This is a genomic window from Ideonella sp. P3_A4 (assembly GCF_056403075.1).
In genome coordinates, this window is record NZ_JBFUGE010000943.1 from 1 (window position 1) to 1,724 (window position 1,724).

The 1,724-nt window shown below is 65.1% G+C and carries 2 protein-coding genes; both read left to right on the top strand.

The genetic code is table 11. The annotated features are described in order from the left end of the window. Nucleotides 1–733, top strand: a 733-nt coding sequence (locus tag AC1DYI_RS34670; protein ID WP_477208638.1) for a serine/threonine protein kinase, incomplete at its 5' end; no start/stop codon positions are given. Next, nucleotides 730–1,641, top strand: a complete 912-nt coding sequence (locus tag AC1DYI_RS34675; protein WP_477208639.1) for a PP2C family protein-serine/threonine phosphatase — start codon at nt 730–732, stop codon at nt 1,639–1,641. The genes AC1DYI_RS34670 and AC1DYI_RS34675, both read left to right, overlap by 4 nt. Nucleotides 1,642–1,724: the final 83 nt, after the last annotated feature.

Genomic DNA, 1,724 nt, shown 5'->3' on the forward strand with positions numbered 1-1,724 from the left:
GAGCTTCTTCGAAGAAGGCCGCTCGCTCGCGCAGATCTCGCACCCCAGCGTCGTCTCGGTGCTGAACTTCTTCCGCGAGAACGAAACCGTCTACATGGTGATGAACTACCTGCAGGGCGACACGCTGCAGGATTTCATCGTCACGGCGCGCGATCTGAAGCAAGAGAAGGTGTTCCGCGAGTCGACCATCCGCTCGCTCTTCGACGAGATCCTGAAAGGCCTGCGCATCGTCCACCAGCACAAGATGCTGCACCTGGACATCAAGCCGGCCAACATCTTCATCACCAATGACAACAAGGCCGTGCTGCTGGACTTCGGCGCCGCCCGCGAGGTGCTGAGCAAAGAAGGCAACTTCATCCGGCCGATGTACACGCCCGGTTTTGCGGCACCCGAGATGTACCGCCGCGACGGCTCGCTCGGCCCCTGGACCGACATCTACGCGATCGGCGCCTGCATCTACGCCTGCATGCAGGGTTATCCCCCAACCGACGCGCCGCAGCGCATCGACAAAGACCGTTTGACCTTGTCGATGTCGCGCATGCGTAACACCTACTCGGACAACCTGATCGAGGTCACCGAGTGGTGCATGTCGCTGGACCCGCTGTCACGGCCCCAAAGTGTGTTCGCGTTGCAAAAAGAGTTGTCACGCGAGACCGAACGGCGCTATACCTCGCTCAGTTTCACTGAGCGCCTCAAATTGCAGATCGAGAACCTGAAGACCGGGGCACGATGAAATTTTCCGTCTACCAGGTCAGCCGGAAAGGCGGCCGCGAGAAGAACGAAGACCGCATGGGCTATTGCTACACGCGGGATTCGGGCCTGTTCGCGCTCGCCGACGGCATGGGTGGCCACCCTGAGGGCGAAGTGGCCTCTCAGCTCGCATTGCAGACGCTGGCCGCCGCGTTCCAGCGCGAAGCCAAGTCCAGCCTGAAGAGCCCGCTGCGCTTCCTGCAGGACGCGATCCTCGCCGGCCACCACCAGCTGCTGCGCTACGCCACCGAAAAAGGCTTGGTCGACACGCCGCGCACGACGGTCGTCGCCTGCGTCTTGCAAGGCCGCGCGGCCTTCTGGGCCCATTGCGGCGACTCGCGCCTGTATCTGGTCCGCGGCGGCAACCTGATCGCCCGCACCCGCGACCACTCGTACACCGAGCTGCAGAACACGCTGTCGCAGGTCGTGCCGATCGACGCCAAGTTCAACCGCTCGGTGCTGTTCACCTGCCTGGGCAGCCCGGGCAAGCCGGTGGTCGACACGGTCGGCCCGGTCACGCTGCAGACCGGCGACCGGTTGATCGTCTGCTCCGACGGCCTGTGGAGCCAGCTGAACGACGAAGAGGTCGTCGAACTGCTGTCCACGCGCTCACTGTCCGACGGCGTGCCCGAAATGGTCGAGCGCGCGCTGCGCAACGGCGGCGCCCACGGCGACAACGTCACCGTGTTGGCGGTCGAATGGGAAGCGGTCGAAGAAAGCGACAGCGCCGCCGGCGTGTCGACCCGCAGCCTCGGCGAAGACGTGTTCGCGTCGACCATCCAGGCCAGCCTGGCCGACACCGCGCCGGGCGACCTGGACGAGGCCGAGATCGAGCGCTCGATCCGCGAGATCAACGAGGCGATCCAGCGCTCGTCGAAGAAGCGGCCCTGAAATGGAGCACCCGGTGACGGGGTACCGTCACCGCCCGCCGCGCGGGTGCTCAGCCGCCTTGGGGCGGCCCGGCGCCGGCTGAG